13 protein-coding genes are annotated in these 13,802 nt (G+C 70.0%); 3 read left to right on the top strand and 10 right to left on the bottom strand.

Going from position 1 to position 13,802, the window contains the following annotated elements; all coding sequences use genetic code 11:
- Nucleotides 1–40 precede the first annotated feature (40 nt).
- Nucleotides 41–580 (top strand): flavodoxin domain-containing protein, encoded by a 540-nt coding sequence (locus FFF93_RS04995; RefSeq protein WP_138769902.1) that lies wholly within the window; start codon nucleotides 41–43, stop codon nucleotides 578–580.
- Here FFF93_RS04995 and FFF93_RS05000 read toward each other — a convergent pair.
- Nucleotides 577–1,215 (bottom strand): hypothetical protein, encoded by a 639-nt coding sequence (locus FFF93_RS05000; RefSeq protein ID WP_138769901.1) that lies wholly within the window; start codon nucleotides 1,213–1,215, stop codon nucleotides 577–579. The two genes, FFF93_RS04995 and FFF93_RS05000, sit on opposite strands and share 4 nt — an antisense overlap.
- A 157-nt stretch (nucleotides 1,216–1,372) precedes the next feature.
- On the opposite strand from FFF93_RS05000, the gene FFF93_RS05005 reads away from it, so the two are divergent.
- Entirely contained in the window at nucleotides 1,373–1,750 is a 378-nt protein-coding gene (locus FFF93_RS05005) for a hypothetical protein (protein WP_138769900.1), read from the top strand.
- A 21-nt stretch (nucleotides 1,751–1,771) separates the two neighbouring features.
- On the opposite strand, the gene FFF93_RS05010 is transcribed toward FFF93_RS05005, so the two are convergent.
- The 6 genes from FFF93_RS05010 to FFF93_RS05035 form a co-directional block, all read right to left on the bottom strand.
- Nucleotides 1,772–3,325: an FAD-dependent oxidoreductase gene (locus FFF93_RS05010; RefSeq protein ID WP_138769899.1), complete on the bottom strand. Its 1,554-nt coding sequence runs from the start codon at nucleotides 3,323–3,325 to the stop codon at nucleotides 1,772–1,774.
- Nucleotides 3,322–5,481 (bottom strand): molybdopterin oxidoreductase family protein, encoded by a 2,160-nt coding sequence (locus tag FFF93_RS05015; protein ID WP_138769898.1) that lies wholly within the window; start codon nucleotides 5,479–5,481, stop codon nucleotides 3,322–3,324. The genes FFF93_RS05010 and FFF93_RS05015 overlap by 4 nt, the downstream gene beginning before the upstream one ends.
- Complete coding sequence (locus FFF93_RS05020; protein WP_261375396.1) at nucleotides 5,482–6,825, bottom strand: MFS transporter; 1,344 nt, start codon at nucleotides 6,823–6,825, stop codon at nucleotides 5,482–5,484.
- A gap of 206 nt (nucleotides 6,826–7,031) precedes the next feature.
- Nucleotides 7,032–7,364, bottom strand: a complete 333-nt coding sequence (locus FFF93_RS05025; protein ID WP_138769896.1) for a thioredoxin family protein — start codon at nucleotides 7,362–7,364, stop codon at nucleotides 7,032–7,034.
- 2 nt (nucleotides 7,365–7,366) lie between these two features.
- On the bottom strand, nucleotides 7,367–8,146 hold the full coding sequence (locus tag FFF93_RS05030; RefSeq protein ID WP_138769895.1) for a cation diffusion facilitator family transporter: 780 nt from the start codon (nucleotides 8,144–8,146) through the stop codon (nucleotides 7,367–7,369).
- Complete coding sequence (locus FFF93_RS05035) at nucleotides 8,143–8,469, bottom strand: helix-turn-helix transcriptional regulator (protein WP_138769894.1); 327 nt, start codon at nucleotides 8,467–8,469, stop codon at nucleotides 8,143–8,145. Before FFF93_RS05035 ends, FFF93_RS05030 begins: the two co-directional genes overlap by 4 nt.
- A 243-nt stretch (nucleotides 8,470–8,712) precedes the next feature.
- On the opposite strand from FFF93_RS05035, the gene FFF93_RS05040 reads away from it, so the two are divergent.
- Nucleotides 8,713–10,122, top strand: a complete 1,410-nt coding sequence (locus FFF93_RS05040) for an MFS transporter (protein WP_138769893.1) — start codon at nucleotides 8,713–8,715, stop codon at nucleotides 10,120–10,122.
- Between the two features lie 152 nt (nucleotides 10,123–10,274).
- On the opposite strand, the gene FFF93_RS05045 is transcribed toward FFF93_RS05040, so the two are convergent.
- From FFF93_RS05045 to FFF93_RS05055, 3 genes are all read right to left on the bottom strand, one after another.
- A complete protein-coding gene (locus FFF93_RS05045; RefSeq protein ID WP_138769892.1) occupies nucleotides 10,275–11,006 on the bottom strand; it encodes a glutamine amidotransferase in 732 nt (243 codons plus the stop codon).
- Nucleotides 11,007–11,039: 33 nt separating this feature from the next.
- Complete coding sequence (locus tag FFF93_RS05050; protein ID WP_395858420.1) at nucleotides 11,040–12,878, bottom strand: acetyl/propionyl/methylcrotonyl-CoA carboxylase subunit alpha; 1,839 nt, start codon at nucleotides 12,876–12,878, stop codon at nucleotides 11,040–11,042.
- A gap of 124 nt (nucleotides 12,879–13,002) precedes the next feature.
- Entirely contained in the window at nucleotides 13,003–13,671 is a 669-nt protein-coding gene (locus tag FFF93_RS05055; RefSeq protein WP_138769891.1) for a nucleoside triphosphate pyrophosphatase, read from the bottom strand.
- Nucleotides 13,672–13,802 lie beyond the last annotated feature (131 nt).

A 13,802-nucleotide genomic window follows, 5' to 3' on the forward strand; every position in this document is an offset into this window, starting at 1 on the left:
GACCCTAGCCCCGGGCCGCGGGTGGCGGGCACGGTGGACCATGGCCAACATTTACATTCCCTTCGGGACCGTCGAGGGCCAGACGGCCCGGATCGCCGAGTACATCGCCTACGTGATTCGCGAGCACGGCCACGAGGCCCGGGCGGTCGACCTGCAGAGCGCCGGCGATGACCTCCCGGACGACTGCGACGGCGTCATCGTCGGCGCCTCGGTCCACATGGGCAAGCACGAGGGGTTTGTCACGGATTTCGTCCGCGCGAACAGGGCGGCGCTGGAGCGGCTGCCCTCGGCGCTGTTCTCGGTCAGCCTCGCCGCCCATGGGGACGAGGAGAGCGCGGAAGGCTATGTGGAGAAGTTCGAGGAGGAAACCGGCTGGCGGCCGGCGCACGTCGGCCTCTTCGCCGGCGCGCTGCCCTACACCCAGTACGGCTTCCTCAAACGGCACATGATGAAGAGAATCACCAGCAGCAAAGGCTCACCGGACACGGACCTGTCCCGCGACTACGTCTACACCGAGTGGGACGGCGTCCGCCGTTTCGCCGAGGATTTCCTGGCCGGTTTGCCCGCCGCGGACACTTAGGCCGCTGCGGCCCGCACGTTGTCCGGCGTCGAACTCCCGCGGGCCATCCGGGCCGCCACCAGGTAGACGGCCCCGGTGATCAACGGGACCACGCTTGCCGCGGCCAGCGAGGCCGCCGGGCCGGACCTGCCGACGATCGTGATCAGGAGCGGCAGCGCACCCAGGGCCAGGAGCAGCCAGCCGGCCAGCCCGGTGCGCTTCAGCCCGAGGACGGCCGCCGGGAACGCCAGTGCCACGACGCCGACGGCGAGCACCGGCCCGTTGGCGTCCTGGAAGCTGCGCGCCGTGGCCGGGTCGAGGGCGAACCACACACAGATGGCGACGAATGCCGCGGTCAGCGCCAGCAGCAGGGGAGCGGTCCCGGCCGGCCAGAACCAGGCGAGGGCCGCGAGGATCAGCATCGGCGCCGCCCAGGCCAGGATCATCAGCACCCCGGCGGTGCCGCCCGGCTCGTCCATGGCGTAACCGCCGATGAACGCCCCGCCGAACACGGTGAAGACCGCCATCAGTGCCGCGCCAGTTTTTACCAGGGCCGCGGACCGCCGCTGCGGGTCCGTCTGCCGTTTAGTGACAACCCCCAGCACGACGGCGACCACGACGACGGCGGCCACCGCCAGGATGATGGGGACGGACACAGTTGCCTCCTGGAGACGGTGAGAACCTGTGTCCATTGAAGTCTGTGAGAGTGGGCGGGCCAAGGGGAGAAAGGCCCCGCCGTCCCTCGGAAGGGGTGGGCGATCAGGGATAAAGTCCCCTACCTCCGGCGGCGGTACATTTGGCATAGTGTCCGCCATGGGGAAGTCCCGCAAAAATCACGGAGCGTCCGGCGGCCTTGTCTTCGCGCTGATCGTCGTCTCGCTGGTGGTCGCCTTCTGGCAGTGGATCGTGTTCGGAATCATCCTCTGCGCATTCTTCCGGATACTGTGGGTCTACATCAGCAAGGACGCCCACCCGTATGGGACGCAAAAGAAGCAACGGCCACAGAGGCCCCAGCCCGTCCGGACCAGGCCAGTAGCCAAGGGTGTCGCGGACGCGCCGGTCAGGCCCAAGACCACTCCGGCCCGTGAGTTGCCGTCACCGGACTACCTGCCCAGATGGACCGCCGCCCGCCGGTTTCACTCTGATCGCGAGCATGACGACTGGCAGAAGCGCTTCGACAGCGTGGTCTAGCAACGCACTGCCGCCAAGTCCTCAAACCCCCGCCCCCTGGTAGTGCCTCTCGATGAGCCCCTTGATGTCCTCGTGGCAGCCGCCGCAGCCGGTGCCGGCGCGGGTCTCCCTGGAGACCTCGGCCACCGTCCCGCAGCCGCCGGTCACCGCGGCGGCAATGGCGGTTCCGCTGACCCCGGCGCAGCGGCACACGGTCCGCTCGGGATCAGCGGCAGTAGAAGGAGCCTGGTCCGGGCCGTCCAGCCGCAGCAGCAGCGACCGGTCCGCCGGCAGCTCGGCGCCGCGTTCGAAGAGCTGCACCAGTTCGGCCCCGGTGCGGGGCATGCCCACCGCCACCAGGCCCTCGAGCACGCCGGCCCGGGTGGTCATCTTGACGTAGCGGCCGTGCTCGGGGTCGGACCACTGGGCCACCTGCAGCCGCGCCCGCCCACCCACGGCCCCGGCGGTCAAAGCCTCCTCGTCCCAGGGCTCGGCGGACACATCGCCGGCCACGGCCATAGTCAGGCCGCGGGCCTTGAGCACCAAGACACTCGGCTGTTCCGCCGGCAGCGGCGGCACGGCTTCAGCCTCGGCATCAGAGCGGGACGCCAGCAGGGTCAGGTACCCGGCCAGCCATTCGGCTTGCCGCCAGCCCGGGCCTACCAGCCCGGCCGGCCCACGGGCGCTCCGGCAGGCCAGGCAGTCCGGGTCGGGGCAGCGGACCTCGGCGCAGTCGCCGATCGCGAAAATGTGGGGTTCGTGGTGCGCCCTCAAACGGTGGTCCACGAGGATTCCTGCCGCCGTCGACAGTCCGCAGCCCTCCGCCAGCTCCGTCCGCGGCCGCACACCGCAGGAGAGCACCAGCAGCTCGCCGTCGATCGCGGAACCGTCGTCCAGCAGCAGCGCGGTGAAGCCGCCGTCGTCCCCGGTCTCCACGGCGACCGAGCGGGCGTTGCCGGCCACCCGCACACCGCAGTTCCGCAGGGACGCCGCGAGCACGGCACCGCCACCGCGGTCGATATTGCGGCCCAACGGGTGCGGGCCATTGTGTACCACGGTCACGGTGGCGCCCTCCTCGGCCGCGGCCAGCGCCGTCTCCAGGCCCAGCACGCCGCCGCCCAGGACCACCACGCGCTTACCGCCCGCCACCGCCGCCTGCAACGCCGAAGCGTCCGCCAGGTCCCGCAGCGCCGTCACACCGGCGGGCAGCACCGGGGCGGCCGGATCCGGGTTCAGCCCGGTGAGGTTGGGGATCACCGGGCGTGACCCGGTGGCGAAGACCAGCCGGTCGTAGCCGGGGGAGCTGCCGTCGCCCAGCAGGACCCGCTGCCGGGCCCGGTCCACCCGGCGGACCCGGACCCCCAGCCGGACGTCCACGCCGTCGGCAACCAGTGCGGCCGCGTCGGCCAGCGCCAGGGCGCCCGCCGTAGTCCGGCCGACGCCGAGGTCGGCCACCAGCACGCGGTTGTACGCTGCCTCCGCTTCCTCACCGACGACGGTCAGGTGTACCAGCCCGCTCCGCACCGCCGGCAGCAGCTCGTCGATCAGCCGCGCTGCCACCGGGCCGAAGCCCACCACCACAATCCGCTCCGTCATGGCGCACTCTCCATCTGCAGTACCTCCGCGCGGGCGCCGGCCGAAGCCGGCCTTACCCACACCTTGCTGGTCTTGAACTCGGGCATCCCGGAGAGCGGGTCCGTGGCCGCCTCGGTGAGCCGGTTGGCGCTCTCCAGCCCGGGGAAGTGGAACGGCAGGAACACGGTCTCCGGCCGGATCGCCGCGCTGAGCTCGGCCCGGCAGAGGACCTCGCCGCGCCCGTTCGCGACGGCGACGACGTCGCCCTCGGCGATGCCCTGCGCCGCGGCGGACGCCGGGTGCAGCTGCAGCCGGGCCTCGGGGCGTGCCGCGGAAAGGGCGGCCACCCGGCGGGTCTGGGTACCGGACTGGTAGTGCTCCAGCAGGCGCCCGGTGACCAGGGTCATCGGCGTGCCCGCGGCCTCCGGAACCGCGGCAAATGTCCGGCCGCGGGGCGTCACCGGGGTGAACACCGCCCGGCCGTCCGGATGGGCAAAGGAGTCCCGGAACAGCCGCGGCGTCCCGGTGCTGCCGGCCGGGTAGGGCCAGTAGGCTTCCTCGCCGCGGTCCAGCAGGGCGTAGTCGATTCCCGAGTAGTCGGCGAGCCCGCCGGCGGAGGCGCGGCGGAGTTCCTCGAACACCGTCTCCGGATCTTCGCTGAAGGTCGACGGCGCATCCAGCAGCCTGGCCAGCCGGGCCATGATCCACAGTTCGCTGCGCACCCCGGGCGGGGGAGCGATGGCCCGGCGCCGGCGGAGCACCCGGCCTTCGAGGTTGGTCAGCGTGCCTTCTTCCTCGGCCCACTGGGTGACCGGCAGGATCAGGTCCGCCTCGGCCGCCGTCTCGGATACGAAGAAGTCGCAGACCACCAGGAAGTCCAGGCTGCGCAGCCCGGCGATCACGGCGTTCGCGTCCGGTGCGGAGACCGCCACGTTGGCGCCGTGCACGAACAGGCAGCGGACGCCGTCGGGCTGTCCCAGCGACCTGAGCAGTTCGACGGCGGGGAGGCCGGGGCCGGGGATCGAGGACTCCGGCACGCCCCAGACGGATGCGACGTGGGCGCGGGCGGCGGGGTCGGTGATCTTGCGGTAGCCGGGGAGCTGGTCCGCCTTCTGGCCGTGTTCGCGGCCGCCCTGACCGTTGCCCTGGCCGGTGAGGGTGCCGTAGCCGCTGCGTGCCGAGCCCGGCAGGCCCAGCAGCAGGGCGAGGTTGATGGCGGCGGTGGCGGTGTCCGTGCCGTCCACATGCTGTTCGACGCCGCGGCCGGTCAGGATGTAGCTGCCGCCCCGGCGGGCACCGTCGGCCAGCCGGCGGGCGGTGTCACGGATCAGCCCGGCCGGGACGCCGGTGAGGGTCTGCACCCGCTCGGGCCAGTAGCCGGCGGCGCTGCGGGCCAGCGCCGCGTAGCCGGTGGTGCGCTCCGCGATGTAGCCGCTGTCCGCCAGCCCTTCGTGGATGACCACGTGCGCCAGGCCCAGCAGCAGGGCCAGGTCGGTGCCGGGCAGTGGCTGCAGGTGCAGGCCGCCGCCGTCGGCGGTGAACGCCGCGGTGGCGGAGCGGCGGGGGTCGACGACGATCAGGCCGCCGGCGTCGCGTGCGCCCTGCAGGTGCTGGACAAACGGCGGCATGGTCTCGGCCACGTTGGACCCCAGCAGCAGGATGGTGCTGGCGGCGTCGAGGTCCGCGAGCGGGAAGGGGAGGCCGCGGTCCAAGCCGAAGGCGCGCATGCCGGCCGCGGCGGCGGAGGACATGCAGAACCGGCCGTTGTAGTCGATCCGTGAGGTGCCGAGGGCCAGCCGGGCGAATTTGCCCAGCTGGTAGGCCTTCTCGTTGGTGAGCCCGCCGCCGCCGAACACGCCGACGGCGTCCGGGCCGTAGCGGGCGCGGGTGGCCTTCACCGCGGTGACGATGCGTTCCAGGGCCTCGTCCCAGCTAACCGGGCGGTGCACGCCGTCGGCGCCCCTGAGCAGCGGCTCGGTGACGCGCCCCGGGTGCTCCAGCAACGACGCCGAGGTCCAGCCCTTGCGGCACAGCCCGCCGCGGTTGGTGGGGAAGTCGCGGCCGGCCACCTCCAACGGGGCCGCTTCCAGCGGAGCGGCAGCCCTTGCCGGAGCGGTCAGCGTCATGGCGCACTGGAGCGCGCAGTAGGGGCAGTGCGTGGCGGCGCCGTCGGTCATTTAGACGTGTCCTTTTCCGTGGCGGGTGGCGGGGCGCAGGTAGCAGGCCCAGCAGACGGCCAGCATCACGAGGTAGGCGGCGACGAAACCGTAGAAGGCCGGGGTGTAGGAGCCGCTGGCGGTGTTGGAGGCGTTGAGGACCTGCGGGATGACGAAGCCGCCGTAGGCACCGATCGCGGAAATCAGGCCCAGCGCGGAGGACGCCAGACGCTGGGTGGCCACGGTGCTGGCACCGGAACGGGCCGCGCGGCTGTGCAGGGCGAAGATCACCGGGATCATCCGGTAGGTGGCCCCGTTGCCGAAGCCGCTGGCCGTGAACAGCGCCAGGAAGAGGGTGAGGAAGAGCCAGAAGTTCCCCAGTGGCAGCGTCCAGACCATGGTCAGGGTGATCACGGCCATTGCGGCGAACGCGGTGACGGTCATCCGCGCCCCGCCGAGCAGGTCCGCCATCCTGCCGCCGAAGGGCCGGGCCAGCGAGCCGACCAGCGGGCCCAGGAACGCCAGCGACAACGCCACGGTGCCGACGCCGATCGAGGAGAACGCCGGGAAGTAGTCCTTGATCAGCTTCGGGAACACGCCGGCGAAGCCGATGAAGGAGCCGAAGGTGCCGATGTAGAGCAGCGCCATGACCCACAGATGGGGTTCCTTGACGGCGGCGAGCGAGCCGGCGACGTCGCCCTTGGCGCTGGTGAGGTTGTCCATGTACTTCCAAGCACCGAATGCGGCCAGCAGGATCAGGGGGATCCACATCAGGCCGGCCACGGGCAGGTTAACGGCACCCGCGGCGAGCAGCGTGACGGCGATCGGGACGGCGAGCTGGGCGACGGCGGCGCCGAGGTTCCCGCCGGCGGCGTTCAGTCCCAGCGCCCAGCCCTTTTCGCGGGCCGGGTAGAAGAAGGTGATGTTGGCCATCGAGCTGGCGAAGTTGCCGCCGCCGAAGCCGGCCAGGGCGGCCACGAGCAGCATGACGCCGAACGGGGTGCCGGGGTTCCCCACGCACAGGGCCAGCCCGGTCGAGGGGACCAGCAGCAGCAGGGCCGAGACGATGGTCCAGTTCCGGCCGCCGAAGCGCGGGACCATAAAGGTGTAGGGGATCCGGAGCGTCGCGCCGACCAGGCTGGGCATCGAGATCAGCCAGAAGATCTCGTTCGTGGAGAAGCGGAAGCCGGCCGAGGGGAGCTGGACCACCACAATCGACCAGAGCTGCCAGACCACAAAGCCCAGGAACTCCGCGAAGATGGACCAGTTCAGGTTCCGGCGGGCGATGCCGCGGCCCAGGGACTCCCACTGTTCCTTGTTCTCGGCGTCCCAGTTGGCGATCCAGCGGCCCGGGCGGTATTCCAACGCCGGGCCGCCGACGGCGGTGCGAGCGACGGGTGCTGTGCGGTCGGGCGCCGTGGGTGCGGTGTCGGCGTCGTGGTTCGGGGAAACGCCGGTAATGGCGTCGGCAATGCGTTCAGTCACGGGGACCTCCTTCGGGGTGTCCCTCAAAACTAGGGACGCCGCGTTTCCGGGACCCTCGTGCTTTGTTAACGTGCTGTGACGTTTGCCTATCGGCGCCTTTGTGACGGCGTGAGGCCGCGGCTCTTCAGCGCTTCGATGACCTGCTCGACGGTGGGCGCGCCCGCGTGGCCGCCGGGCGTGGGGTAGATCCGGCAGGCGAGTTCGACGCTGGGCGCCCCGCCGGGGAAGAGATCGGCGCCGTCTGCCGTGATCGTGGGCGAACCGGCGAATCCGGTTCCGGCGGTGTCTGCCGCAGACTCGATCAGCCGCAAATGGACCGCGACGTCGTCACGCCCCAGGGCGGCCAGGGCCGCTTCGACCCTTTCGAGCGCACGCACCGTGTTGGGGCAGTCAGCGATGTGGAGCAGTTCAATTTTCATGCTCAGCCGTGCCGTGGCGGTATGGAGAGGGTGATAACTTCCGGTCCGGGACCGCATCCGCAACCCTCGCTGCAGCCCGTAGCACCGCCGTCGGCGCCGCCTGAGGTGTCGCCGTCGTCTTCGCCTACGACGGGGTGGGGAACTGCGGCATGGGGGACGGCGCAGCAGACGTCGCCCTTCCAGGCGTTGATGCCTTCGCGGACGGCGATCCCGGCGATGACCAGTGCCGCGCCGGCGTCAGCCCACCACCATCCCAGCGTGCTGTTCAGGACGAGACCGAGCAGCAGGACCGCGGAGAGGTAGGTGCACAGCAGCGTCTGTTTGGAATCGGCCACCGCGGTCCTGGAGCCGAGTTCCCGGCCGGCCCGGCGTTGCAGCCACGACAGGACCGGCATGACAGCCAGGCTCAGGGCAGCGAGGACGATTCCCGGGGTGGAATGCTGCGCCTCGCCGCCTCCGGTCAGCGAGCGGACGGAGTCCACGGAGACGAACAGTGCCAGGGCAAAGAAGGAGATCGAGATGATCCGCAGGGTCAGGTGCTCGCGCCGTTCCGGGTCTTTCGCGGAAAACTGCCAAGACAGGGCGACCGCGGAGGCGACCTCGATCACCGAATCAAGTCCAAAGCCGATGAGGGCGGAGGAGTCCGCGACGTTGCCGGCCCAGAGCGCGACGACGGCCTCAACGATGTTGTAACTGATGGTCGCGGCCGCGAACAGCCGGATGCGCCGGCTCAGCGCGGCGCGGCGGGCGGCGGTAGGGGCGGACTGCCTTGTCGTGGTCATGCCAGGCACGTCCCGTCAGGGGCGCAGCAGGCCGGGTCAACGGCCAGAACGACGCCGAGCAGGTCCCTGAGCGCGTCGCCCAGCCGGTCGTCGGCCAGCTCATACCGCGTCCGCCGGCCGTCCGGGGCGGCCACCACCAGGCCGCAGCCACGAAGGCACGTCAGATGGTTGGACATGCTCTGCCGGGAGACCCCCAGGGAATCAGCGAGCTCCGAGGGGTACGCGGCCGCCTCCGCCAAAGCCAGCAGAATCCGCGCCCGGGTGGGGTCGGAGACCGCGTAGCCGAACCGGGCCAACACCGGGGCATGTGTCAGGGTATCCATCTGCCCAAAGTACATCCGTGCATGTATTCAGGCAATTTTGTCTTCAGGCAATTTGTCTTCAGTTGCGTTCCCCGCTGGGCTTTTAGCCGCCGACGCGAGACGCAAGTCGGACCGACACACAGCGTCCAAATAGTGGAACATTTGTCCATTGGGTGGACGCGAGGAACTATTATCGGACTTATATACATTCCTTAGCCGGCCTCCCTCCGCAGGGCGGTCCGGTCTTCATGAAAGCGTTACTACATGTCATCCACTGCCACTTCAGCGGAGCAAGGGTCTGCCCAGCAGGTGAACTCGCGCGGCCGCGTGATCGTCGCCAGCCTGATCGGCACCACCGTTGAGTTCTACGACTTCTATGTCTACGCCACGGCCGCCGTCCTCGTCTTCCCGAAGCTCTTCTTCCCGGGCCAGAACGAGACCACCCAGCTGCTGAGCTCCTTCGCTGTCTTCGGCGTCGCGTTTATCGCCCGCCCGCTCGGCTCGATCGTCTTCGGCCACTTCGGTGACAAGTTCGGCCGCAAGGGCACCCTCGTGGCGTCGCTGCTGACCATGGGTATCGCCACCTTCCTGATCGGCTGCCTCCCCACCGCCCTGGTCCCGGGCTGGGAGTTCTGGGCGCCGGCCCTGCTCGTCGTCATGCGCTTCGCCCAGGGTCTGGCCCTCGGCGGCGAGTGGAGCGGCGCGGCCCTGCTGGCCACCGAGAACGCGCCTGCCAACAAGCGCGCCATCTATGGCACGTTCCCGCAGCTGGGCGCCCCCATCGGCTTCATCATCGCCAACGTGCTGTTCCTGGTCTTCAGCTACACGCTGGCTCCCCAGGCCTTCGCCGAGTGGGGCTGGCGCGTGCCGTTCCTGGTCAGCGCCGTGATGGTCATCATCGGTCTCTACGTCCGGCTCAAGCTGATCGAAACCCCCGCCTTCACCAAGGTCCTGGAGTCCAACGAGGTTGCCAAGCTGCCGCTGGGCCGCGTCTTCAAGACCAGCTGGCGCCCGCTGATCCTGGGCACCTTCATCATGCTGGCCACCTACGTGCTGTTCTACCTGATGACCACGTTCACGCTGACCTACGGCACCAAGCCGACGCTGGCCGGCGCGCAGGCCGCCGCCGAGAAGGCCGGCAAGCCGATGAGCGAAGCCGCAGCCGCCGCGTTTGTCCCGGGCCTGGGCTACACCCGCAACGACTTCCTCTGGATGCTGATTGCCGGCGTCGTGTTCTTCGGCATCTTCACCCTGGTCTCCGGCCCGCTGGCCGAGAAGTACGGCCGCCGCAAGATGCTGATCGCGGTCACCGCCGGCATCTTCGTCTTCGGCCTGCTTTTCGTCCCGCTCTTCAGCGCCGGCTTCGCAGGCACCATGGGCCTGCTGATCATCGGCTTCTCGCTGATGGGCCTGACCTTCGGTCCGATGGGTGCGCTGCTGCCCGAGCTGTTCCCGACCAACGTCCGGTACACCGGGTCGGCCATCAGCTACAACGTCTCGTCGATCCTGGGCGCGGCCGTGGCACCGTTCATCGCCGTCTGGCTCTGGGAAATGGCGAAGGGCAGCCCGGTGCTGGTGGGCGTGTACCTCACGTCCATGGCAGTGCTAACGCTGATCGCCCTGTTCGTGAGCAAGGAAACCCGCGACCTGGATTACGAGAACAACGTCGCCTGACGCTCCAGCCCGGTTACTGGCTGAAATGCCCGGTGTGTTCGGTGAACACGCCGGGCATTTCCGTGTCGCGGGGCGGTGGCGGCTGAGTAACTGGGCGGGAAGGCGACGGCGGCGGCCCCGCGACGGCGGCCGCCCGCACCGGCGCGGCGGGGTTACCGCGCGTAGCGCTCCACGAAGTTGCGCAGGATGGCCATCGGCTCGGTGACGTTGTGCTGGCGGGCCTGGGCCATCAGCTCCTCGGCCGAGTCGGGCGGGAAGTACCCGGCATGGCGGTAGATGTCGATCCGGGTCGTCAGGCCCTCGACGTCGAGCTCCGGGTGGAACTGGGTGGCGTAGAGGTTGGTACGGATCCGGAACATCTGCACCGGGCAGGTCTCGGAGCTGGCCAGCAGCACCGCGCCGCCGGGCAACACGGTGCACGCCTCCTTGTGGCCCACAAACGCCGTGAACCGTTCCGGCAGCCCGCGCAGGAGCGGGTCCTGCTGCCCGGCGTTGGTCATGCTGACGGTGACGCCGCCGAGCCCTTCGCCGTAGGTCCGGTCGATCACGGCGCCCTGGTGCAGGCCCAGCGTGCCGACGCCGTAGCAGGCGCCCAGGAACGGGAAGTCCTCGGCCACGATCCGGTCCAGCAAGGCGAACAGCTCGCGCTCCACCCGGTGCTGGACCTCGCTCTTGTGCTCTGCAGGGTCGCTGGAAGTGAAGGGGCTGCCGCCCACGATCACGCCGGAGTACTCGCTGAGCTCCAGCTGGGGCAGCGGCGCGGCCTCCATCCTGATCCGGTGCAGCTGGGCCTCGGCCAGCCCGGTGTAGCGCAGGTAGGCGAGGTATTCGTCGTCGGCGGCGGCGTCCTCGGCGCGGGAGGCGAGCAGCAGGAAGGGCTTCACGTAACTAAGTCTGCCTCCCGCCGCCCGCTGCCGCTATTCGGCCGTCTCGCCGTCCTCGATCATCGCGATGACGGCGCCCGCGGAGACGGTTTCCCCGGCCGACGCGGAGAGCCCAATCACGATGCCGGCTCGGTGCGCGGTGAGCGGCTGTTCCATCTTCATGGCCTCCAGCACGACGACGAGGTCACCCTCGGAAACCCGCTCGCCCTCGGCGACCGCCACCTTCACGATGGTGCCCTGCATGGGGGAGGTCAGGGCGTTGCCGCCGGCCGGAGCCGCCGTGCCGGCGCTGCGGGAGCGCTTCTTGACCTTCGCCGGCTTGCCGCCGCCGGAGACGGTGCCCAGGGACGCCGGCAGCACCACCTCGAGCCGCTTGCCGCCAACCTCGACGACGACGCGCTGGCGGTCGCCGGCGTCGGGCGTTTCGGCCCCCGCACCGGTCGGCGTCCAGGCGGGGATGTCGTTAACGAAGGAGGTCTCGATCCAGCGGGTGTGCACCTTGAACGGGCCTTCGGCGGGAGCGAAGTCGGGGTTGGTGACGACGGCGAGGTCGAACGGGATGACGGTGGGGATGCCCTCCACCACCATTTCCTCGAGGGCCCGGCGGGAGCGCTGCAGGGCCTGGGTGCGGGTGGCGCCGGTGACAATCAGCTTGGAGAGCATCGAGTCGAAGTTGCCGCTGATGACGTCCCCCTGTTCCACGCCGGAGTCGATCCGAACGCCGGGGCCGGTGGGGTTCAACAGTTTGGTGATGGTGCCGGGGGCGGGCATGAAGTTGCGGCCCGGATCCTCGCCGGTGATGCGGAACTCGATCGAGTGGCCGCGGACCTCCGGGTCGCCGTAGCCGAGCTCCTCGCCGCGGGCCAGCCGGAACTGCTCGCGGACCAGGTCGATTCCGGTGACTTCCTCGGAGACGCAGTGCTCCACCTGGAGGCGGGTGTTGACCTCGAGGAAGGAGATGGTGCCGTCCTGGCCGACGAGGAACTCGCAGGTGCCGGCGCCGAGGTAGCCGGCTTCCTTCAGGATGGCCTTGGAGGAGTCGTAGAGCCGCTGGTTCTGTTCTGCGGTGAGGAACGGGGCGGGGGCCTCTTCGACGAGCTTCTGGTTGCGGCGCTGCAGCGAGCAGTCGCGGGTGGAGACCACGACGACGTTGCCGTGCGCGTCGGCGAGGCACTGGGTCTCGACGTGGCGGGGGGCGTCCAGGAAGCGCTCGATGAAGCATTCGCCACGGCCGAAGGCGGCGGTGGCCTCGCGCACGGCGGATTCGAAGAGCTCGGGGATTTCCTCGCGGGTGCGGGCCACCTTGATGCCGCGTCCGCCGCCGCCGAAGGCTGCCTTGATGGCGACCGGCAGGCCGAACTTGTCCACGAATTCGAGGATTTCCTCGGCGGATTCGACCGGGTCGGCGGTGCCGGGGACCTGCGGGGCGCCGACCTTCTCGGCGATGTGGCGGGCCTGGACCTTGTCGCCGAGGGCGGAGATGGCCTCGGGGGAGGGGCCGATCCAGGTGATGCCGGCCTCGATCACCTTGGCGGCGAATTCGGCGTTCTCGGCGAGGAAGCCGTAGCCGGGGTGGACGGCGTCGGCGCCCGCACGCTGGGCCACCTCGATCAGTTTGTCCATCACGAGGTAGGACTCGGCGGCGGTGTTGCCGCCCAGGGCGTACGCCTCGTCGGCGAGCTTGACGTGCAGTGCGTCGCGGTCCGGATCCGCGTAGACGGCCACGGAGGCGATGCCTTCATCGCGGGCGGCGCGGATGATGCGCACAGCGATTTCGCCGCGGTTGGCGATCAGCACCTTGCTCAGGGGGCGGGTGCCCGGCGTGGTGGTGGCGGGCACTGGCGTTGCGGACTGCTCCGAATTTGCTGACAAGGCGTCTCCTTCTTTCCTTCAGGGAGCCTAGCGCGGTTTTGTGGGTTCCGCCGATATTACTTGCGGATCCCGCGCGTAAACGGCCCATCCTTTGTGGGGTTCCTACAAGGCCGTGCGAAATGGCTCACTCGGCGCGGATGTCGGCGGGGTTGGCGGCCCCGCCCGTCCAGAGCTCGGTGACGCCCACCCTGGCCTGGCCCAGCAGGGCCCGGAGGGTGGAGATGGAGAGCCCGACGACGGTGTGCGGGTCGCCGTCGACCTTGCGGATGAACGCCCCGCCGTAGCCGTCGATGGTGAAGGAGCCGGCACACTGCAGCGGTTCGCCGGTGGCGATGTAGCTGTCGATTTCGTCCTCGCTCATCTCCAGGAAGTGCACCTCCGCGGAGTTCACGGAGCCGAGCGTCGCGCCGGTGCCGCCGTCGCTGTCCGGGTCGGTGTCGCGGCAGTCCACCAGCCAGTGGCCGGTGTGCAGCACGCCCATCCCGCCGCTCATCCGGAGCATCCGCTCCTTGGCGACCTCGGCGGTGTACGGCTTGCCGTGGGCCTCGCCGTCGAACTCGAAGACCGAGTCGCAGCCGATCACCAGGGCGCCCTCGGCTTCCGGCAGCGACGCGACCGCCTCGGCCTTGGCGCGGGCCAGCAGCAGGGCGGTGTCATGCGGGTCGGTTACGCCGTAGCGGGCCTGGACGGCGTCCTCATCGACGTCGGAGACGAGGACTTCGTGGGCGATGCCGGCGTTGCTGAGCAGCTTGGTGCGGGCGGGGGACTGGGAAGCAAGAATGAGGCGGGTCACGGAACCAGCCTAGTTGACCCCGCGTTGCCCTTGCGTGCGCCGCGGGGCGCTCACCTGGCGGGGCGAAAGCCTCTGGCTGCGGATTTTTTGCCGTGGTGTGGTGGAGCCAGAATCCCATAGGGAAGCGAGGA

Source organism: Arthrobacter sp. KBS0702 (assembly GCF_005937985.2).
GTDB lineage: Bacteria > Actinomycetota > Actinomycetes > Actinomycetales > Micrococcaceae > Arthrobacter.